This window comes from Micromonospora sp. NPDC093277 (assembly GCF_044765245.1).
Taxonomy (GTDB): Bacteria; Actinomycetota; Actinomycetes; order Mycobacteriales; family Micromonosporaceae; genus Micromonospora.
In genome coordinates this window covers 91,615-111,850 of record NZ_JBIWJO010000011.1, presented here as the reverse complement: position 1 = coordinate 111,850, position 20,236 = coordinate 91,615, and the positions used below count along the sequence as shown (strand labels likewise).

The following is a 20,236-nucleotide window of genomic DNA, read 5'->3' as shown; positions in this document are numbered from 1 at the left end:
GAAGGGCCCGCACCGGGATTCCGGTGCGGGCCCTTTCGTCGTGCTGCCGGGTGTCAGCCCTGAACGACGTTCAGGTTGAACTTGGCGGTCACCTCGGGGTGCAGCTTGATGCTCACCGGGTAGGAGCCGAGCGACTTGATGTGCCCGGGCAGCTCCAGCCGGCGGCGGTCCAGAGCCGGACCGCCGGCCGCCTTGACGGCGTCGACGACCTCGGCCGGGGTGACCGAGCCGAAGAGCCGTCCGCCGTCGCCGGCGCGGGCCTTCAGGCTGACCTTCAGGCCCTCGACCTGGGCCTTGACCTCGTTGGCGTGGCCGAGGTCCCGGATCTCCCGGGCCGAGCGGGCCCGCTTGATGACCGTGACCTGCTTCTCCGCACCCTTGGTCCAGGCGATCGCGAAGCCCTGCGGCAGCAGGTAGTTACGGCCGTAGCCGTTCTTCACCTCGACGATGTCGCCCGGAGTGCCGAGGCCGGACACCTCCTGAGTCAGGATGATCTTCATGTCCGTGCCTCCTCTCAGCGGGTCGTGGCCGTGTACGGCAGGAGCGCCATCTCGCGGGCGTTCTTGACCGCACGGGCGATCTGCCGCTGCTGCTGCGAGGTCACGCCGGTCACCCGCCGAGCGCGGATCTTGCCGCGGTCGGAGATGAACTTGCGCAGCAGCGCGGTGTCCTTGTAATCGATGTAGGTGATCCCGTCCTTGTCGAGCGGGTTCACCTTCTTCTTCGGCTTGCGAAGTGCCGCAGCCTTGGCCATTGCTCTTGCTCCTGGTTTGCGATCGCGGGCGCTCGGCGCCATTAGAACGGGGGCTCCTCGTCGAAGTTTCCGCCGCCCGAACCACCGCGCGAGGGAGCCGGGGCAGCCGAGGCCCAGGGGTCGTCGAAGTTGCCTCCGCCGCCGCCCTGGCCACCACCACCGCCGAAGCCGCCACCGCCGCCGCCGGAGCGGGACATCTTCTGCACCTTCGCCGTGGCGTAGCGCAGCGACGGGCCGATCTCGTCGACCTCCAGCTCGATGACGGTGCGCTTCTCACCCTCGCGGGTCTCGTACGACCGCTGACGCAGCCGGCCGGACACGATCACCCGGGCGCCGCGCTGCAGCGACTCGGCGACGTTCTCGGCGGCCTGCCGCCAGACCGTGCACGAGAGGAACAGCGGCTCGCCGTCCTTCCACTCGCCGGACGCCTTGTCCATGAAGCGGGGCGTCGAGGCGACCCGGAACTTGGCGACGGCCGCCCCGGAGGGGGTGAATCGCAACTCGGGGTCATCGGTCAGGTTGCCGATGACCGTGATGGTGGTGTCTCCTGCCATGACCATCTCCTCGCGCACTCATCTTTGTGCCCTACAGGCTCTCAGAGCCCTCCGACACCGCCGATGAGGTTGATCCGGACGTACCGGGTCGGAATGCTCAGCGCATCTCTGGGCGAATGACCTTGGTGCGCAGCACCGACTCGTTGAGTCGGAGCTGACGGTCCAGCTCGGCCACCGCCTCCGGCGTCGCCTGGAGGTCGACGACGGCGTAGATGCCCTCGGCCTTCTTGTTGATCTCGTACGCGAGGCGCCTGCGGCCCCACACGTCGGTCTTCTCCACCGAGCCACCCGCGGTCCGGATCACGTTCAGGTACGTGTCGAGCGACGGGGCGACGGTGCGCTCCTCGAGGCTGGGGTCGAGGATCACCATGACTTCGTAATGACGCAAGACGTGCTCACCTCCTGTGGGCTAAGCGGCCACGGTCCTTCCGTGGCAGGAGGTCGTGCGTCGTGGCCCGTGACCGAACCGGGGGAACCCGGCCGGGCGCGGACAACCGGACCAGGATACCCGGTCGGAACGATCATGCCCGGGCCGGTCGTACGGGGTGTCCGGGACGCGGCGACAGGGGCCCGCTCCCGGTTACGAGCACCGGAAGTGGACCCCTGTCCACGGGGCCGCGGGGCGTCCCGTCCGCATTCCTTGGGTGGGACCTGGGGAGGAACGACCACACCGATGAGGTTGGATCGAGGACGCCCCGCGGAGCTTTATCGTGTTGTCACGTGCTCTGACCATACAACCGGTCTCGTCACCTGTAGGGGGAATTGGAAGAATTTGCCCGGCTGTCTTGCTATTCAGCCGGTCGGCGGGTGACGAGGCGGATCCCGCCCCGTCGTGCCGGGCCGCACGGCGGGGCGGTCCCGTTTCCGGGTGGCCTCCCCTGCACCCGGAACGCCTGTGGACCGCGTCCGGGTGGAGCGTCGACCATCGATCCCACCTCGGACAACGACCGCCCGGCCGGCTGGTGACGCCGCCCGCTCCGCCTCCGTACCGGTTCTCCGAAGGCGACGCGCCCGCCGGCACCCGCCGCAGTCTGCCCGCTCGTCAGAAGCGCGACGTAGGCTGCGCTGCATGCGAATCGGAGCCCACGTCGATCCGACCGACCCACTGGCCGAGGCGGCCGCCCGGGACGCCGCGGCCGTGCAGTTCTTCCTCTCCGATCCACAGGGATGGAAGGCCCCGAAGGCCCGGGAGGACGCCGAGCGGCTGCGCGCGGCGGACCTCGACCTCTACGTGCACGCGCCGTACGTCATCAACGTGGCCACGCTGAACAACCGGATCCGCATCCCGAGCCGCAAGCTGCTCCTCGGCCACGCGACCGCCGCGGCGGCCATCGGGGCCAAGGGGCTGATCGTGCACGGCGGTCACGTCAACGCCGGGAACGACGTCGCCGTCGGCTTCGACAACTGGCGGAAGACCTTCGCGTACGCGGCGGAGTCCGGTGGCTTCCCGCTCCCGGTCCTGATCGAGAACACCGCCGGCGGCGACAACGCCTGCGCCCGGCACCTCGACGCGCTGGCCCGGCTCTGGGACGCGCTCGGCGACTACGAGGTGGGCTTCTGCCTCGACACCTGCCACGCGCACGCCGGCGGCGAGGAGCTGCTGGGTCTGGTGGACCGGGTCAAGGCGATCACCGGCCGGATCGACCTGATCCACGCGAACAACTCCAAGGGCGCCTTCAACTCGGGGCAGGACCGGCACGACAACCTCGACGGCGGAACCATCGACCCGGAGCTGTTGGTGACGGTGATCCGGGCAGCCGACGCACCGGTCATCGTGGAGACTCCGGGCGGCGTCGAGGGGCAGGCGGCGGACATCGCGTTCCTGCGCCGCGAGCTCGGGAACGGAGCGTCGGCGAAGTGACGACCGACCAGTCCGACGCCACCGGCGGCACTGGGCCGGCCGGAGGATTCTCCGGCGACCGCCCACAGCCGCCGAGCGGCGACGCTCGGCCGGCCGGCGGCGACGCGCAGCCGTCCGCCGACACCGGCCAGACGGGTGCCGACGCGATCGCCACGAAGACCGGCCCGGACGACCCCGGGGCGGCCGACGAGACCGCGAAGCCCGGCCGGGACGGCGGAACCGAGGGGCACGGCAGGACCACCGACGGCGGGGCCGGGACCGCCGGCGAGGCAAACGGGAAGGACCCGTCCACCGACGGTACGGAGTCCACCGATCCCTGGTCGGCGTTCGGCCCCGCCCCGGATCCCGTGCTCACCCGGCCGCGCCGGGCGATCCGCGCGGTGGGCCGATTCCTGATCCACGAGTGGACCCTGGCCACCGTCGCCTCGCTGGTGCTGGCCGTGCTGATGACCTGGCCCACCCTGCGCTACCCGCGTTACACGCTGCCGCAGGACTACTGGGACCCGAGCCTCCAGTCCTGGCAGATGGCCTGGTCCGGGCACATCCTGCGGACCAACCCCGGGCAGCTCTGGCACTCGAACACGTTCTTCCCCGAGCCGTGGAGCTTCGCCTTCTCGGACACCCTCCTCGGGTACGCGCCGGCCGGCCTGCTCGGCAGCGGCCCCCAGGACGCCGTGCTGCGCTACAACATCATGTTCGTGCTGGCGCACGCGCTCGCCACGCTCGGGGCGTACGCGTTGGCGCGGCAGCTCGGCGCGGGGCGGATCGGCTCCGCGGTGGCCGGGGTCTCCTACACGTACGCACCCTGGCTGCTGGCCCAGGCCGGCCACCTGCACATCATCTCCAACGGCGGCATCCCGCTGGCGCTGGCGATGCTCGCCCGGGGTCACGGCTGGTCCCTCCGGTACGGCTACCGGCCCGGACGGCGCCACGCCGGCTGGGCGTTCGCCGGTTGGTTGGTGGCGGCATGGCAACTCAGCCTCGGCTTCGGCATCGGGCTGCCGTTCGCGTACCTGCTGGCCGGTGTCGTGTTGGTTTCGGCCGTCATCTGGTTCGCCCGGCGCTGGGTGGTACGGCCGGTGAAGCGTCCCTTCGGTGGCCGGCTGTTCCTCGCCGACGTGCTCGGTGGCGTGGTCTTCGCCGCGGTGGGCGCGCTGCTGGCGGTGCCGTACTTCAAGGTCGCGGAGCTGCACCCGAACGCGGAGCGGACGATCGACGACATCAGGTTCTACTCGCCGCCGGTCCTCGGGTTCTTCACCGCCCCGGCGGAGTCCCGGATCTGGGGTGCGCTGCACGAGGGCGCGCGGGACGTGCTGCCCTGGCATCCGGAGATGACCCTGCTGCCGGGCTTCGCGCTGTACGCCCTGGCGGCCGGCGGGCTCTTCTTCTCGGTCTGGCGGGTCCGTCACCGGATCTTCCTGCTCGCCGGGGTGCTGGCGACGGTTGCCCTGGCCATGGGCACCCGGCTCCTCGACGGCCGGTTCACCTACGTGCCGCTCTTCGACTACCTGCCGGGCTTCAGCGGACTGCGTACGCCGGGCCGGCTGATGCTCTGGACCACGCTGCTGCTCGGCCTGCTCGCGGCCGGTGCCGTCACCGCGTTCTGCGCCCGGGTACGCGAACTCGCCGCCCAGCGGATTCCGTCGTGGCCCGGCCCGTGGCTGCGGCTGGCCACCCTGCTGCCGCTGCTGCTGGTCGTCGTGGAGGGGCTGAACGCCACGCCGCACCCGGTGGTGCCGCAGCAGCCACCGGTGATGCGGACGATCGACGGCCCGATGCTGGTCCTGCCCAGCAGCCAGGCGCTGGACGAACCGGTGATGCTCTGGTCCACCAGCCGGTTCCAGGACATGGTCAACGGCGGCAGCGGCTTCACCCCGACGAGCCAGGCCCGGGTACGCGACGCCAGCGTCAGGTTCCCCGATCCGTTCAGCGTCGACTACCTGCGTCAACTCGGCGTGAAGACCGTGGTCGTGGTGACCGGCCGGCTCAACGGCACCCCGTGGGAGGGGATCCTCGACCGCCCGGTCGACGGCCTGGGCGTCACCCGGGAAGAGGTCGACGGCGCGGTGGTCTACCGGCTCTGAGCCGCTGACCACCGGCCGCCGGTGGTCAGACGACCGCAGGCTCGGCCGAGCCGGAGTCGTCCGCCGGACGTCGACGCAGACGGTGATACCAGGGGGCGTCCTCGACACCATCGAGGACGCCCCCATCCGGATCGTCCGCGTACGTGGTGCGCACCGCGTCGCGGTCGGGGTGGAGGATGTCCCGGATCACGAAGCCGCAGAGCACCGCCACGGTGATCAGGCGCAGGCTGGCCGCCAGCACGAAGACTCCCTCGGGGAAGACCGGCTTGCCGGTGGCCGAACCGAGCAGTTCCCCGTAGAAGGCGACGAAGTAGCAGACCTCGGCGACCTGCCAGGCCAGGAACGCTCCCCAGCGCGGCCGGGCGAGCACCGCGAGCGGGAGCAGCCAGAGCACGAACTGCTGGGACCAGACCTTGCTGAAGATCAGGAAGGCGGCGACCACCAGGAAGGCGAGCTGCGCCAGCCGGGGCCGGCGCCGGGCGAAGAACGCGAGCGCGGCCACACCGGCGCACGCCAGCCCGAAGAGCAGGTACGACACCCAGTTGAGGGTGGAGATGTGGGCGCTCAGCCACTCGAACGGCCCCAGCTCGCCCGGTTTCGACGGGTTGATCTTGCCGTCGAGGTAGCGGCCGATGTACCAGAGGGTGCCCCAGTCGATGTCGCGGGTGGTGCTCAGGTCGAAGAAGCGGTTCCAGTTGTCCCGGTACGGGATCGCGATAGGCAGGTTGACCGCGACCACCGCCACCAGGCCCGTTCCGGCGGCGGTGAGCGCGGCGCGCAGCCGGCCGGCCCGTAGCCCGAGCACCAGGATCGGGCCGAACAGGAACAACGGCCACAGCTTCGCCGCCCCGGCCAGGCCGAGCAGGACCCCGGCCGTCGCCGGACGGCGACGCGCCCAGGCCAGCAGTCCGAACGCGGCCAGCCCGACGGCCAGCAGGTCCCAGTTGACGGTGGCGGTGAGCACCAGGGCCGGCGCGAGCGCGAACATCGCCGCGTCCCAGGGTCGTCGGCGGCGCAGGTTGAGGATGACCGCGACGGTGGCGACGGCGAGCGCGCCAAGGACCAGGGCGTTCAGGTTGTAGAACCACTGCCCCTGGTTGATGCCGGGGTGGTCCACGCCGAAGGCGTGCACCGGCAGTCCGAGCGCGCCCATGAAGTAGCCGGTCAGCACCGGGTACTCCACCGGGTGGTCGACGTAGGGCACCTTGCCCTCGTTGAGGCCCTCGGCGTAGTAGAGCGCCAACACGTCGCTGTAGCACATCCGGGTGTACTGCACGTTGTTCTGCCAGGCGCCGTCCTGGCAGGGCGACTTCTGCACCCAGTGCAGCGCGAGCGTCAGGCACACCAGGGCCAGCACGATCCTGGCGGCGGTCCAGAACCGGCCCTCCCGGCCTGCCGGCCGGTCGAGGGCGACCGCGTGATCGCCGAGCGGGCCACCGATCAGTTCGGAGGCGCCGCGGACGAAGCCGTCCGAGCGGGACGGGTGGTCGATGGGACCACTGTCGTCGATGCCTGACGTCGACTGGATGCTCATGAAAAGGCATCCTGCCCTATCTCGGAGCCGCCGACGAGATCTGACGACAGAGCACATCGACATCCCGGCGGAGGAGGCAAGATCCATTCCGCCGGACGTCAGCAGGCATTGACGCCGACGGCGGCCGGACCAGTGGTCCGGCCGCCGTCGTCAGCCCTGCCGTCAGTACGTCTGGCGTGGTGGTGTGCTGGGCAGGAGCCCACCACCGCGACCACCGCCGCCGGTGCCCGGGCCGCCGGGGCCGCCCGGGAAGATGTTGCCGCCGTTACCGTTGCCGCCGTTGTTGCCGCCGTTACCGTTGCCGCCGTTCGGGCAGAAGAGGCCGAGGTCGTCGCAGACCGGCTGCCCGTCATTCTCCGCCGGCGGCGGGTCACCGTTTCCAACGTCGTCCTTGCCGACGTGCGCGGCGGGCGCGAAGTCCATTTTCTCCTTGCCCTTGAGCGCGTCGTCCATGAACCGCTGGAAGATGCGCCCGGGCACGCTGGCTCCGCTGATCTTCGCGCCGTCCTTCGTCTTGATCGCCTTGCGGTCGCCCTTGTTGCCGACCCAGACGGCGGTGGCGAGCTGCGGCGTGTACCCGATCATCCAGGCATCGCCGTTGGCCAGCGGATCCTTCGGGTCGCCGAGTTCCCAGGTGCCGGTCTTCTCGGCCACCTTCCGGCCGTTCTCGAGCTTGCGCTTCACCTGGGCCGGGTACTTCTCCAGGACCGAGGTCACGTCCGCCACGATGCTCGGGTCGATGCGCGGACTGCCCTTCAGTTTCGGGCCAGTCTTGATCTTCCACGTTCCGGTGGCGATGTCCTGCTTCTCCACCTTCTTGATGAAGTGCGCCTTGTAGTAGGTACCGCGGTTGGCGAAGGTGGCGACGCCGTTGGCGTGGTCCAGCACGGTGATCGGGTACTGGCCATAACCGAGGACGTGGTAGAAGGGATCCGGCGCGAGTTCCTTCGAATCCGTCTTGGTGAGGTCGTACGCCTTGGCCGGGTTCGTGTCGGTGCGCCACATCGTGGTGACGCCGGCCTGCTTGGCCATATCGAGGACCTTGTCCGGACCGATCTGCTGGGTGATGTAGTAGAACGGCACGTTCAGCGACTTCAGCGTCGACTGTTCGAGCGTGCAGGAGTCGCCGCAGGAGACCTTGTCGGCGCCAGCGTTACTGACCTTGAATTCCACCCCCTCCGGGGTGAACGCCGAGCCCTTCCACCGTGTCTTGATGGAGATGTCCGCCTTGAGGGCTGCCGCAAGGGTGTAGATCTTGAAGCTTGAACCCGGGGAGTGGCCGCCGCTGAGCACGCCGTTGTCGACGTTCTTGCCGGCGTAGTCGGTACCGGTGCCGTTGTCGCCGCCGTAGTAGGCGCGCACCTCACCATTTGTCGGGTCGACCGCCACCACGGCCGCCATCAGGTGCTTCGGCTGCCCGTAGAGCTCGGAGCCCTTCTTCGACGGCTGGGCCGCGTCGAGCGCCGCTTGCTGCATCTTCGTGTCGATGGTGGTGGTGATCCGGTAACCGCCCCGGCTCAGCGCCTTGGAACAGAGCGGCTTGTCCTGCGTGGCCTCGGCCTCGTCGTCGGTGCAGAGCTTCATCTCGCGCAACTCCTGCGAGACGTAATTGACCACGTTGCCGTAGGGCGTGTCGATACCGAAGCCCCCGGCGCTGCTCTTGGTGGGCGGCTGGACCTTGGGGTATTCAGTGGGATGCGCGGGCATGCCCGCCGCGTCGAGCCACTTCTCGGTGATCATGCCCTGGATGACGTAGTTCCACCGCTCCAGCGCGGCCGTGTCGTTGATCGCCGGGTCGTAGCCCCTGTGGGTGGCGCTCGGCTCCGGCTGCTTGATCAGCGCGGCGAGCACCGCGCCTTCCGCCACGGTCAGGTCCTTGCTGTTCTTCTTGAAGTACGTCAGGGCCGCCGCCTGGATGCCGTACGCGCCCCGGCCGAAGTAGATCACGTTCAGGTAGTGCTGCATGATCTGCGGCTTGTCGTACCGGTCATTCAGCTTGGAGGCGAGGATCGCCTCCTTCACCTTGCGGCCGTACGTGTCCTGGTTGAGGTTGTCGAACGCGTTGCGGGCGTACTGCTGGGTGATGGTCGAGGCGCCCTGCTTGTCGCCGCCGCTGAGGTTGTTCCAGGCGGCCCGGGCGATGCCCTTGTAGTCCACGCCGGAGTGCCGGTAGAAGTTCCGGTCCTCCGCGGCTGCCACCGCGTGCTGCACGTGCAGCGGGATGTCCTTGATGGTGACGAACTGCCGGTTCTCCTCACCGATCCGGGCAATGGTCTTGCCGTCCCGGGAGAGGATCGCCGTGGACAGCGGCGGCACCGTGTCCTCGGGCAGGATGACGTTCGTCGAGTAGTAGGTGAAGCCGACGACGCCGATGCCGGCGAGCATGATGAAGACGGCGAAGCCGGCGATGATGATGTTCATCCGACGACGCTTCTTCGCCCGGGCCTGCGCGGCCGGGTCGTCACCGCGGCCGCTGCGACCGCCCCGGCCGGGGCCACCCGGGCCACCCGGGCCGCCGGGTCCACCGCCGACGCCGCGTACACCGGCCCGCGCCGCCACGGGCCGACCGCCGACGGACGCCGAGCCGACGCTCGCCCGCCCGGCCGTGCCCACGCCAGCCGCGCCAACCGTGGCGCGCCCGGACGGGGCACCCGGCGACACCGGCACCGAAGCCCGGCCTCCTGTGCCGGCCCGGCCGGTGGCGCCGCCGGGTGCCGGCGAGACCGGCACCGAGGCTCGGCCTCCCGTGCCGGCCCGGCCCACCGACGCCGAGCCCGATGCGCCACGTGGCGCCGGAGCCGCGCCGCCGACCGAGGCGCGTCCGCCGGACGCGGCACCCGGTGGAGTTACCGAGGCACGGGCCGAGGCACCGCCTTCCGGCCCGGAGGACCAGCCGCTCCCGGGTGGACGGCCGCCTTGATCGGGGCCGCCGCTCGGGCCCGGGATCTGGGCCCGCCCACGCGAAGAACTGGAATCGCCGTAGTTCATTCCTCACACCCTGCCGGTCGCGGTGGGACGCGGGGGCGCCGCCACCGGGTTGCCGTGAGCTGGAACACGAGACGCTACGCCACGGGCATGCCAGGGCGCAGCCGTCGAATCCGAGCTAATCGGACCAATCAGACGCAATGACTGTCGGTCGTCCCGCCCGTACGTCGGGCCGGGATCGACCGGTACAGCCAAGTTCACCGTTGCGCCTCTCGCCTTCGACGAGGGGCAGAACCCGCGGGAGCGGACGATCCGCTCACCGCCTCCTGCTCCGACCCGTCATCCACGCCACCGGCCAACCCGTCCCGGCCGAGCAGGTACTGCTCGACGAGATGGTTCCAGTCACAGCCGGGGCACACCTCCACCACGAAGACCTGAAACTCACGCAGCGTCATCGCAAGGACCGACAACTCGGCGCGGGTGCGCGCCTGGCCGGCGGACTGCTTGAGTTCGTCCCCGTAAATGTAGTGGACGTGTACGAGGTTCTCGCTGCGGCAGATCGGGCAGCGCTCCTCGGTGGGCTCGCCGTGGAACCGAGCTGCGTTCTTCAGGTACGGAGAGGCGTCGCAGACGTCGTACCTGGCAACCCGGGCGGCGAGGAGGTCACGCAGCGCCGCTCGCTTCCGGAGCGAGTAGTCGACGACCTGGCGCTGCGTACGCATGCGGCAAAGGGTACGCGGTCCGGCCGGAGTAGGCGACCACCGTCACGATCCGTGACGACAGGATCGCGTAACCAAATGTTTGCCCTGACCATGCGTCTCCGCTAACGTGCGATGTATCGGTCCGATACATCGCGGCGGTTTCGACTCCGCGCCGGGGGTAAAGAAGGGGTGGTCCGTGCTCGAGCTCGCCATCCTCGGCCTCCTGCAGGAGGCTCCGATGCACGGCTACGAGCTGCGCAAGGAGTTGACCGCCAAGCTCGGCGCCATCCGCGCGGCGATCAGCTACGGCTCGCTCTACCCGACGCTACGCCGGCTGCAGGCGGCAGGCTGGATCGCCGAGGCCACCGAGACACCCGCGACCGCCGAGGAGGTCCCGGCGCTGACCAGCCGACGCGGTCGGGTGGTCTACACCATTACCGCGGAGGGCAAGGAACGCTTCGCCCAGCTGATAGCGCAGGCTGGGCCCGAGACGTACGACGACACGGGCTTCGGCGTGCACTTCGCGTTCTTCGCCCGGACCGACCAGGCCACCCGGCTACGGATCCTGGAAGGTCGTCGTCGCAGGATCGAGGAGCGTCGCGAAGGCCTTCGTGACGTGCTCGGCCGCGCCGCCGAGCGACTCGACGCGTACACCCTGGAACTGCAGCGCCACGGCTTGGATGCATGTGAGCGCGAGGTCCGCTGGCTGGAGGAGCTCATCGCCAACGAGCGCTCCGGCCGAGCCCCGACGGTCCCGCAACCCGGGACGGCCGGTGGTCGACGAGAAAACGAAAGCCCGCCCCAGCCTGGAGAGTCCAGGACAGAGCGGCCGTGATGAAGAAGAAGGAGGCAGACGCTATGGGCTCCGTCCGCGTCGCCATCGTCGGTGTGGGTAACTGCGCCTCGTCCCTCGTGCAGGGTGTGGAGTACTACCGGAACGCCAACCCGACCGACCGCGTCCCGGGTCTCATGCACGTCACCTTCGGCGACTACCACGTCTCCGACGTGAAGTTCGTCGCGGCGTTCGACGTGGACGCCAAGAAGGTGGGCATGGACCTCGCCGAGGCGATCGTCGCCAGCGAGAACAACACCATCAAGCTGTGCGACGTGCCGCCGACCGGCGTGACCGTGCAGCGCGGTCCGACCTTCGACGGTCTCGGCCTGTACTACCGCGAGATCATCGAGGAATCGGACGTCGAGCCGGTCGACGTGGCCCAGGCGCTGCGCGACGCGCAGGTCGACGTGGTCGTCTCCTACCTGCCGGTCGGTTCCGAGCAGGCCGACAAGTTCTACGCCCAGGCCGCGATCGACGCCGGCTGCGCGTTCGTGAACGCCCTGCCGGTATTCATCGCCTCCGACCCCGAGTGGGCCAAGAAGTTCACCGACGCCGGCCTGCCGATCGTCGGTGACGACATCAAGAGCCAGGTGGGCGCCACCATCGTGCACCGCGCCCTCGCCAAGCTCTTCGAGGACCGCGGGGTCGAGCTGCTGCGCACGTACCAGCTCAACTTCGGCGGCAACATGGACTTCATGAACATGCTGGAGCGCAACCGCCTGGTCTCGAAGAAGATCTCGAAGACCCAGTCGGTGACCTCCCAGATCCCGCACGAGATGGCCAAGAGCGACGTGCACATCGGCCCGTCGGACCACGTGCCGTGGCTCGACGACCGCAAGTGGGCGTACATCCGCCTGGAGGGCCGCTCCTTCGGTGACACCCCGCTCAACGCCGAGCTCAAGCTCGAGGTGTGGGACTCGCCGAACTCGGCCGGCGTCATCATCGACGCCGTCCGGGCCGCGAAGATCGCGCTGGACCGGAAGATCGGCGGCCCGATCCTCTCCGCCTCCTCGTACTTCATGAAGTCTCCGCCGGTGCAGTACGCCGACCACGACGCGCACGCCGCCGTGGAGGAGTTCATCAAGGGCGAGATCGAGCGCTGACGCGCTGACCACCAGCACCGTCGAGGGCCGGGTCCACACGGACCCGGCCCTCGCGCGTTCCCGCCAGCTTCCCTCCGGGGTACGTCAGGACCAGGCGCGCTGGAACGCCACCCGCGCCTCCAGCTCCAACAGCGTCACCTTGCGCGGCAGCCCACCGCCGAAACCGACCAGCTTGCCGCCGGCGCCGACGATCCGATGACAGGGCACGATCACCGGAACCGGATTCCGGTTGCAGGCCACCCCGACCGCCCGCGCACCGCCCGGGTCGCCGACCGCCGTGGCGACCTCGCCGTAGGTCCGCGTCTCCCCGTACGGGATGAGGGTCATCTCCCGCCACACCGCGCGCTCGAACTCCGACCCCCGCGGCGCCATCACCGGCACGGTGAACTCGGTCAGCTCACCGGCGAAGTACGCACGCAGCTCGGCCAGCGCGCGAGCGGCGATCTCGTCGCCGGGTCGGCCGGTCGCCGACTCCACCCGGCCGAAGTGCGCCCCCCGGACGGCCTCGCCGTCCGTGGCGACGGAGAACTCCCCGATCGGCGAGTCGAGCACGGTCCAACGCATGCCCCCATTCTGATCCGCCCGGTCGGGCAAAGTTCTCGCGGCCCCGTGCGTCTGAGGTACGGAGGTGGGCGGTGGCAGAGGTGACCGACAGGGAGTTCACCGCGTTCGTCAACGAACGGGGTGGTGCCCTGCTGCGCGTCGCGTACGCGCTCGCCGGTAATCAGCACGCGGCGGAGGACCTGCTCCAGAACGCGCTGGCCAAGGCGTACGCGCGCTGGCCGCGGATCCGGGGCGACGCCGAGCCGTACGTGAAACGGATCCTCTACCACGACCAGATCTCCGGCTGGCGGCGCCGGTCCCGGCGCGCGGAGGTCCCGGTCGCGGAGCTGCCGGAGCGGTCGGCGGCCGGCCCCGACCCCGACCTGCGGCTGCTGTTGCGCGACGCGCTGCGGGCCCTGCCGCCCCGGCAGCGGGCCGTGCTGACCCTGCGCTACCTGGAGGACCTCAGCGTCGAGCAGACCGCGGCGCTCCTCGGCTGCCGGGCCGGCACGGTGGCCAGCCAGTCCGCCAAGGCGCTGGCCCGGCTGCGGCAACTGGTGCCGGGGCTGGACGAGCTGACGAGCCGCACGGAGGTGACCCGATGACCAGAACCCTGGACGAGTTGCTCCGGGCGGCGGCGCACGACCTCGCCGACGGGGTGGGGCCCGCACCCGGCCTGGCCGCCGGGGCGCTCGGTCGGGGTCGCCGCCTGCGTCGCCGCCGGCGGGTCACCGCTGCCAGCACCGCCCTGCTCGCGGTCGTCGTCGTGACGCTGCCCTTCGTGCTGCTCCGACCCCGTCCGGCCGCACCCCCGGCGACACCGCCCCCGACCGTCGCCCCCTCGCCGACGATGCTGGAAACGCCGGGGGCCGACTGGGCGACCAGGCCGCTGGCGCTGCCCGGCGACTGGGTCGTCACCCGGGCGCAGACAACCGGCGGGTCCGGCAAAGGCTTCCTGCTCGACCGGAAGCGGGGCCGCTACGTCACCACCGACCGCTACGACGGCATCTTCCCCGCGCCCACCGGCTCGCTCGTCGCGGTCCACGACGACAGTCGGCCCAAGGACATCGGCCTGATCGACATCACCAACGGAAAAACCCGCTGGTACCAGGTGGATGGCGCGCTCTCCGTGCCCCGCTGGTCACCGGACGGCCGGCGGCTGCTCTTCACCACCCACCGGGTCGACCATTTCGGCTTCATCGTGCTGGGCACCGACGGTACGAAACACACCTACCTGGTGGGCCCGCTGGGTTGGTCCTGCAGCAACTTCTGCGACTTCACCTGGCTGCGGAACGGCCGGGAGGTGGCGCTCACGCTCACGAAACAACGGGTCCCGGAGAGCTCGCAGCTTCGGGATCTCGCGAAGGGCGTGCAGATCTTCTCGGCCGACAACGGCCGCCGTACCCGCTTCGTCGACATGCCGGGCGCGCCGGCCGGCCCGGATGCCTGGTCGCCGGACGGGAAGCTGGTGGTCGTCCTGGGGCAGGAGGAGCCGCTGCTGGTCGAGACGGCGACCGGCCGGGTGGTGAACCCGCTGCCCGCCGCCGACGTCGCCTGGGTCTCCGACGACCGGCTGCTCTACCGGCGGCCGCACGGATCGGGGGATTTCGTGCTCGCCGACCCGACCGGCCGGGAACTCGTCCGCCAGCCACTGCCGAAACCATTGGTCGATCTTGAGCTGACCGTCGCTCCGGGCTGAGCGACCGCGGCACCCGACGATTTGCATGGCATCGATATCGTGCAGGTCGTGGCCACCGGGACGCTCATTTTCCTGATCATCGGCGGGGTTGGGGTCGGTGTGCTGGCGCTCGCCCTGCTCGGCGCCGAGGTGTTCACCTTCGGCCATCCGGACGTCGACGGACCCGTGTCGCTGGAGGCGGTCGCCGGGTTCACCGGGGCCTTCGGCTTCGGTGCCGCCATCGTCAACGAACTGATCGGCGGGCGTACCCCCGGGATGATCGCGGCGGCGGTGGCCGGCGGCGTGTTCGCCGCCGTGCCCACCGGGTGGCTGGCGACCCGGCTCGGCCGGGCGGCCCGCAACATGCGCACGGACGCCACACCGACCCGAAATCATCTGGTCGGCGCGGTCGGCCTGGTGGTGACGCCGGTCCCCGCCGACGGCTACGGCGAGGTCCGGGTACGCCTCGCCGGCCAGCCGGTCAAACTCAACGCCCGCGCCGACAATCCGATCCCGGTCGGCGCCCAGATCTTCGTGGTCGAGGCGCTCAGCGAGACCAGCGTGCACGTCGAAACCTACTGAATCCCCCAAGCAAGAACGGAATTGCCATGCCCCTGCTCGTCGCCATCGGCGGCGCGGTCCTCCTCGCCGTCCTTCTCCTCCTCTTCGTGCTCTCCCGGATCAAGGTGGCCGGCCCGAACGAGGCGTTCATCGTCACCGGCCGCAAGGGCCGGACCACCCAGACCGCCGACGGTGGGCGCTCCACCGACATGTCCGGGCAGAAGGTCGTGCTCGGCGCGTCGGTCTTCGTGCTGCCCGTGGTGCAGAAGCTGCAGTCTCTCGACCTGTCCAGCCGGCGGATCGACGTCGGCATCCGGGGCGCGGTGAGCAAGCAGGGCATCCGCGCCGACCTGCACGGCGTCGCGATCGTCAAGGTCGGCGGCACCGAGGACGCGATCCGCGCCGCCGCCCAGCGGTTCCTGCACCAGCAGGACGAGATCGACAACTTCACCCGCGAGGTGCTGGCCGGCGCGCTGCGCTCGATCGTCGGCCGGCTCACCGTCGAGGAGGTCATCCGGGACCGGGCGGCGTTCGCCAGCGCGGTGGCCGAGGAGGCCGAGCACTCGATGACCAACCAGGGCCTGGTGCTGGACACCTTCCAGCTCCAGGACATCCTGGCCGAGGGGTCCTACCTGCAGGACCTGGGCCGGCCGGAGGCGGCCCGGGTGCTCAAGGACGCCTCGATCGCCGAGGCCCGCGCCCGGCAGGCGGCCGAGCAGGAGCGGCTGCTCGCCGAGGAGGCGATCGCCGAGGCGAACCGGAACCTGTCCCTCAAGCAGGCGGCCATCCAGGCGGAGATCGACGCGGCCAAGGCGAAGTCGGCGGCAGCCGGCCCGCTCGCCCAGGCCGAGCGGGACCAGGCGATCCTCTCCGAGCAGCAGAAGGTGGCCGAGCGGAACGCCGAGCTGAAGCAGCGCCAGCTCGACACCGAGGTGCGCAAGCCGGCCGACGCGGCCCGCTACAAGGTCGAGCAGGAGGCCGAGGCGGACCGCAACGCGGCGGTGCTGCGGGCCGACGCCGAGCGGCAGGCCACCATCGCCGCCGCCCAGGCCGCCGCCGAGCAGTCCCGGCTGACCGGTGAGGGCGAGCGGGCCCGGCGGGCCGCGCTGGCCGAGGCGAACGCGATCGAGGGCGCCAAGGAGGGTGAGGCGGAGCAGCGCCGGCGCTCCGCGATCGCCGAGGCGGTCGAGCGCGAGGGCCAGGCCGAGGCCGCCGCCATCCTGGCCAAGGGGCAGGCCGAGGCCGACGCGATGGCCCGCAAGGCCGAGGCGTTCGCCGCGTACGGCGAGGCCGCGGTGCTGGATCTGCTGGTCAAGGTGCTGCCGCAGGTGGTCGGGGCGGCCAGCGCGCCGATCGGCGCGATCGACAAGATGACCGTCATCTCCACCGACGGCGCCTCGTCGCTGACCAAGTCGGTGGCCGACAACGTGGCCCAGGGCCTGCAACTCGGCACCGACCTCACCGGCATCGACCTGGCCGGCCTGCTCGCCAAGCTGGGCGGCGCCCACACCGGCGGCAACGGCCAGCCCGCCGTGGACGGCAGCACCGTAAAGCACTGAGCGGTAAGGAAGGGCCCCCTGTTAACGCCTGGCGTTGTACAAGGGGCCCTTCTTAACGCGATTCAGGAGACGATGCCCTGGTCGCGGGCCCAGCGGAGGAGCTCCGCCTCGGCCTCGTCGCGGTCCAGCGGGCCGCGCTCCAGTCGCAGCTCCTTGAGGTACTGCCAGGCCTTCCCCACCACCGGACCCGGTGGCACGCCGAGCAGCTCCATGATCGCGTTGCCGTCCAGGTCGGGGCGGACCCGGGCCAGGTCCTCCTCGGCGGCGATCCGGGCGATCCGCTCCTCCAGCGCGTCGTAGTCGGCCGCGAGCAGGGCCGCCTTGCGCCGGTTACGGGTGGTGCAGTCGGAGCGGGTGAGCTTGTGCAGGCGGGACAGCAGATCGCCGGCGTCGGTGACGTACCGGCGCACCGCCGAGTCGGTCCACTCGCCCCGGCCGTATCCGTAGAAGCGCAGGTGCAGGCCGACCAGCTTGACCACCTGTGCGGTGACGTCCTTGGGATAGCGCAGGGCCTTCATCCGCGCCTTGGTCAGCCGGGCACCGACCACCTCGTGGTGGTGGAAGCTGACCCGGCCGTCCGGGCCGACCGCCTTGGTGGCCGGCTTGCCGACGTCGTGCATCAACGCCGCCATCCGGAGCGCGAAGTCGCAGCCGTCCTCTTCCATGGACATCGCGTTGCTGACCACGGTCAGGGTGTGCTCGTAGACGTCCTTGTGCTGGGCGTGCTCGTCGATCTCCAGCTTGAGCCCGGTCAGCTCGGGGATGAAGCGCTCGGCCAGCCCGGTGTCGACCAGCAGCCGCAACCCGGTGATCGGGTCGGCGCCACAGAGCAGCTTGGTGAACTCGTCCCGGATCCGTTCGGCGGTGATCCGGTCCAGGTCGGCCGCCATCCGGGTCATCGCCTCGCGGACGTCCGGGTGCACCGCGAACTGGAGCTGGGCGGCGAACCGGGCCGCACGCAGCATCCGCAGCGGGTCGTCACCGAACGACTCCCGGGGCGTGCCCGGGGTACGGATGATCTTGGCGGCCAGGTCGGCCAGGCCGCCGTACGGGTCGGTGAAGCGGTGCTCGGGGACACTGACCGCCATCGCGTTGACGGTGAAGTCCCGGCGCTTGAGGTCGTCGACCAGGCTGGTGCCGTACTCGACGATCGGGTTCCGGCTGACCTGGTCGTACGCCTCGGCACGAAAGGTGGTGATCTCCAGCCGGAGCCCCTCGCGCTGGCAGCCGATGGTGCCGAACTCCCGGCCGGTCTCCCAGATCGCCTCCGCCCACCCCTTGACGATGGCGAGCGTCTGGTCCGGATGGGCGTCGGTGCAGAAGTCGAGATCCTCGCCGAGGCGGCCGAGCAGCGCGTCGCGTACCGAGCCGCCGACCAGGTGCAGTTCGTGGCCGGCCCGGGCGAAACGCCGGCCCAGCTCGTCGGCGACGGGCGAGACGCGGAGCAGCTCGGCGACGGCGTTGCGCTGTGCTGTGGTCAGCTCGCGACGGTCGGCGGCGTGGGAGGCGGAGGCTTCGGACATGGGATCGCCAGCCTATCGGTCCGGGGCGGGATCTACTGCGCCGGGCGCGGGTATGCGGTCGGGGTTGACTAAGGTCGTGGACGTGCGGGCCCGGAGGTCCGGCTCCGACGTACCCCTTGGAGGCTGGAGATGAGCGGCGGGCTCTACCGCAGCGCGAACGCGCACCGCGGCGGCCAGCCGCCGGACGACGGGGCCGTCTTCATCTCCGCCGAGCCGCTGAACCAGCCGGGCGTCGAGGCCATCGCGCCGCCGCAGGAGGTGGTCGCGGAGACCAGCGCCGCGGCGAACAGCGCGGTGATGGCGATCGGCAGCCTGGTGAGCCGGGGTACGGGCTTCATCCGCAACCTGATGATCGGCGCCGCCCTGGGCAACGCGGTCGGCAACGTCTACACCACCGCCATCTTCCTGCCCAACCAGGTGTACGAGTTCCTGCTCGGCGGGGTGCTCACCAGCGTGCTGATCCCGGTGCTGGTCCGGCGCCGCAAGCTCGACCCGGACCGCGGCGAGGCGTACTCGCAGCGGCTGCTCACCCTGGCGGTGCTCACCCTGGCCGCCGCCGCGCTGATCGCGGTGATCCTGGCCCCGGTGATCACTGCGATCTACGCCGGCGGCAAGGACGCCACGTATCAGGGTCTGGTCAACGACCTGTCCCGCCTGATGCTCCCGATGCTCTTCTTCACCGGGCTGAGCGCGCTGATCGCGGCGGTGCTGAACACCCGGGGGCACTTCGCCGCCCCGATGTGGGCACCCATCCTCAACAACCTGGTGGTCATCGGCGTCCTCGGCCTCTACATCGGCGTCTACGGCGCCAAGGCGCTGCAGCCGGGGGACATGACCCCCGGGCGGATCCTGCTGGTCGGCGGCGGCACGCTGCTCGGCGTGGCGGTGCAGAGTGCCGGCCTGCTGCCGGCGCTGCGCAAGGTGGGCTTCCGGTGGAAATGGCGGTTCGACTTCCGCGAGCTGGGCCTGCGCGAGCTGGGCCGGCTCGGGGCCTGGATGTTCTGCTACGTCGGGGTCAACCAGCTCGGCCTCTTCGTGGTGGTCAACCTGCTCACCCGCGCCGCCGGCAAGGAGAACGCCGGCCTGTTGATCTACAACAACGTCTTCCTGCTGCTGATGATGGCGCACGGCATCATCGCCGTCTCGATCATCACCGCGCTGATGCCCCGGATGAGCGCCGCCGCTGGCGAGGGCCGGTTCCGTGACGTCACCGCCGACCTGTCCCGGGGCACCCGGATGGTCACCGCGGTGCTCGCCCCGGTCGCGGTCTGCTACGCGGTGCTGGCCGGCCCGATCTCGGTCGTGATCTTCCGGTACGGCGCGTTCAGCGGCGAGAACGCGGTGGCCACCTCGACCGTGCTGCTGGTGGCGGCGGTCGGCCTGGTGCCCTTCGCGATCAGCCAGCTCTTCACCTTCGCCTTCTACGCGCTGCCGGACACCAAGACCCCGGCGCTGGTCAACATCCCGGTGGTGGCGCTGCGGGTGCTCCTGCAGATCGGCCTCTTCCTCGCCTTCTCGGCCACCTTCGCGGCAGCCGGCATGATGCTCGGCAACGCGATCTCGTACGTGGCGGCGGCGGTGATCTCGGCGATCCTGCTGCGTCCCCGGGTGGGCCGGATCGGGCTGGGCGAAATCATGCGGACCATGGGCCGGGTGCTCGTCGCCGCGCTGGGCGCGGCCCTGGTCGGCCTGCTGGTGGTCAAACTGCTGCCCGGCGACCCGGCGCACCTGAGCTGGATGGCCGCCGCGGTCCGGCTGGTCATCGGCGGCGCCGTGATCGGTGCGACGTACCTCGGGTTGGCCATGGTGCTGCGGATCGGCGAGATCACCGAGGTGGTCGGCATGGTGCGCCGCCGGCTCGGTCGCTGAGCCGGCGCCGATGACAGACGGTGAACGACGATCACCAGCCTGGGGATACGGCTGTGGATAACTCGGAGTTTTGCCGCTGGACGGGCCTCTCAGCCTGTGGACAACCAACCGTAAGGACGAGGGCGACCAACCGAACCGGGGGACCGGCCGTC

At 70.5% G+C, this 20,236-nt stretch carries 18 protein-coding genes; 9 read left to right on the top strand and 9 right to left on the bottom strand.

Annotated features, from left to right (window positions below; all coding sequences use genetic code 11):
• Positions 1-53: 53 nt before the first annotated feature.
• From rplI to rpsF, 4 genes are all read right to left on the bottom strand, one after another.
• Positions 54-500: a 50S ribosomal protein L9 gene (rplI, locus tag ACIRG9_RS23705; protein WP_402859760.1), complete on the bottom strand. Its 447-nt coding sequence runs from the start codon at positions 498-500 to the stop codon at positions 54-56.
• 14 nt (positions 501-514) lie between these two features.
• A complete protein-coding gene (gene rpsR / locus ACIRG9_RS23700) occupies positions 515-754 on the bottom strand; it encodes a 30S ribosomal protein S18 (protein WP_013289355.1) in 240 nt (79 codons plus the stop codon).
• 41 nt (positions 755-795) lie between these two features.
• Positions 796-1,326: a single-stranded DNA-binding protein gene (locus tag ACIRG9_RS23695; protein ID WP_172967885.1), complete on the bottom strand. Its 531-nt coding sequence runs from the start codon at positions 1,324-1,326 to the stop codon at positions 796-798.
• A 79-nt stretch (positions 1,327-1,405) separates the two neighbouring features.
• The gene (gene rpsF / locus ACIRG9_RS23690) at positions 1,406-1,696 is read right to left on the bottom strand and encodes a 30S ribosomal protein S6 (protein WP_088643630.1); all 291 of its coding nucleotides are present in this window, start codon (positions 1,694-1,696) and stop codon (positions 1,406-1,408) included.
• 681 nt (positions 1,697-2,377) lie between these two features.
• On the opposite strand from rpsF, the gene ACIRG9_RS23685 reads away from it, so the two are divergent.
• Both ACIRG9_RS23685 and ACIRG9_RS23680 read left to right on the top strand, forming a co-directional pair.
• Positions 2,378-3,169, top strand: coding sequence for a deoxyribonuclease IV (locus ACIRG9_RS23685; protein ID WP_402859756.1), 792 nt, complete (start codon positions 2,378-2,380; stop codon positions 3,167-3,169).
• On the top strand, positions 3,166-5,253 hold the full coding sequence (locus ACIRG9_RS23680; RefSeq protein ID WP_402859753.1) for a hypothetical protein: 2,088 nt from the start codon (positions 3,166-3,168) through the stop codon (positions 5,251-5,253). Before ACIRG9_RS23685 ends, ACIRG9_RS23680 begins: the two co-directional genes overlap by 4 nt.
• Positions 5,254-5,278: 25 nt before the next feature.
• On the opposite strand, the gene ACIRG9_RS23675 is transcribed toward ACIRG9_RS23680, so the two are convergent.
• The 3 genes from ACIRG9_RS23675 to ACIRG9_RS23665 form a co-directional block, all read right to left on the bottom strand.
• Complete coding sequence (locus tag ACIRG9_RS23675; protein ID WP_402859750.1) at positions 5,279-6,787, bottom strand: glycosyltransferase family 87 protein; 1,509 nt, start codon at positions 6,785-6,787, stop codon at positions 5,279-5,281.
• A gap of 162 nt (positions 6,788-6,949) precedes the next feature.
• Entirely contained in the window at positions 6,950-9,775 is a 2,826-nt protein-coding gene (locus ACIRG9_RS23670) for a transglycosylase domain-containing protein (RefSeq protein WP_402859747.1), read from the bottom strand.
• 194 nt (positions 9,776-9,969) lie between these two features.
• A complete protein-coding gene (locus tag ACIRG9_RS23665) occupies positions 9,970-10,434 on the bottom strand; it encodes a DUF5318 domain-containing protein (RefSeq protein ID WP_402859744.1) in 465 nt (154 codons plus the stop codon).
• Positions 10,435-10,609: 175 nt separating this feature from the next.
• On the opposite strand from ACIRG9_RS23665, the gene ACIRG9_RS23660 reads away from it, so the two are divergent.
• The gene (locus tag ACIRG9_RS23660) at positions 10,610-11,248 is read left to right on the top strand and encodes a PadR family transcriptional regulator (RefSeq protein WP_402859741.1); all 639 of its coding nucleotides are present in this window, start codon (positions 10,610-10,612) and stop codon (positions 11,246-11,248) included.
• A gap of 23 nt (positions 11,249-11,271) precedes the next feature.
• Complete coding sequence (locus ACIRG9_RS23655) at positions 11,272-12,351, top strand: inositol-3-phosphate synthase (protein ID WP_402859738.1); 1,080 nt, start codon at positions 11,272-11,274, stop codon at positions 12,349-12,351.
• A gap of 84 nt (positions 12,352-12,435) precedes the next feature.
• On the opposite strand, the gene ACIRG9_RS23650 is transcribed toward ACIRG9_RS23655, so the two are convergent.
• Positions 12,436-12,915 (bottom strand): methylated-DNA--[protein]-cysteine S-methyltransferase, encoded by a 480-nt coding sequence (locus tag ACIRG9_RS23650; RefSeq protein ID WP_402859735.1) that lies wholly within the window; start codon positions 12,913-12,915, stop codon positions 12,436-12,438.
• Between the two features lie 71 nt (positions 12,916-12,986).
• Here ACIRG9_RS23650 and ACIRG9_RS23645 point away from each other — a divergent pair, with 71 nt between their 5' ends.
• From ACIRG9_RS23645 to ACIRG9_RS23630, 4 genes are read left to right on the top strand one after another with little or no spacing between them, the layout of a single operon-like run.
• Positions 12,987-13,499: a SigE family RNA polymerase sigma factor gene (locus tag ACIRG9_RS23645; protein ID WP_402859733.1), complete on the top strand. Its 513-nt coding sequence runs from the start codon at positions 12,987-12,989 to the stop codon at positions 13,497-13,499.
• Positions 13,496-14,593: a hypothetical protein gene (locus ACIRG9_RS23640; RefSeq protein ID WP_402859730.1), complete on the top strand. Its 1,098-nt coding sequence runs from the start codon at positions 13,496-13,498 to the stop codon at positions 14,591-14,593. The genes ACIRG9_RS23645 and ACIRG9_RS23640 overlap by 4 nt, the downstream gene beginning before the upstream one ends.
• Before the next feature lie 39 nt (positions 14,594-14,632).
• Positions 14,633-15,154 (top strand): hypothetical protein, encoded by a 522-nt coding sequence (locus tag ACIRG9_RS23635; protein WP_402859728.1) that lies wholly within the window; start codon positions 14,633-14,635, stop codon positions 15,152-15,154.
• 26 nt (positions 15,155-15,180) lie between these two features.
• Positions 15,181-16,692, top strand: coding sequence for a flotillin family protein (locus tag ACIRG9_RS23630; RefSeq protein ID WP_402859725.1), 1,512 nt, complete (start codon positions 15,181-15,183; stop codon positions 16,690-16,692).
• A gap of 62 nt (positions 16,693-16,754) precedes the next feature.
• Here the strand turns inward: ACIRG9_RS23630 and ACIRG9_RS23625 are convergent, their stop codons facing one another.
• On the bottom strand, positions 16,755-18,215 hold the full coding sequence (locus ACIRG9_RS23625; protein WP_402859722.1) for a CCA tRNA nucleotidyltransferase: 1,461 nt from the start codon (positions 18,213-18,215) through the stop codon (positions 16,755-16,757).
• A 129-nt stretch (positions 18,216-18,344) separates the two neighbouring features.
• Here ACIRG9_RS23625 and murJ point away from each other — a divergent pair, with 129 nt between their 5' ends.
• Positions 18,345-20,084, top strand: coding sequence for a murein biosynthesis integral membrane protein MurJ (murJ, locus tag ACIRG9_RS23620; protein ID WP_402859719.1), 1,740 nt, complete (start codon positions 18,345-18,347; stop codon positions 20,082-20,084).
• The last annotated feature ends 152 nt before the right edge of the window (positions 20,085-20,236 follow it).